Here is a 238-nt window from a genome sequence, read left to right as displayed (position 1 = left end):
CAACCTCGGCACCAGCCAGATCGTCGCGCTGACCTCGTCGCAGGTCCGCGCCCTGACTACCAACCAGCTCATCAACGGCCTCACCAGCAACCAGCTGACAGCCCTGGAAACCCGTGATGTCGCGGCACTCAAGACCAGCCAGGTGACCGCGCTGACCAGCAGCCAGATCGCCATCGTCCTGGGCAGCAGCCAGATTGCCGGGATCGGCACGGCACAGATCGCCGCCCTCAACACCGCT

General features: G+C 65.5%; 1 protein-coding gene. It reads left to right on the top strand.

What is annotated here, in order from left to right; genetic code table 11:
• On the top strand, positions 1–238 hold a 238-nt coding region (locus CAPSK01_RS23515), incomplete at both ends, for a hypothetical protein (protein WP_273703899.1).

Source organism: Candidatus Accumulibacter vicinus (genome assembly GCF_000584955.1).
GTDB classification, from domain to species: Bacteria; Pseudomonadota; Gammaproteobacteria; order Burkholderiales; family Rhodocyclaceae; genus Accumulibacter; species Accumulibacter vicinus.
The sequence above is the reverse complement of the archived record's forward strand: the minus strand, read 5'-3'. Positions and strand labels throughout refer to the sequence as shown.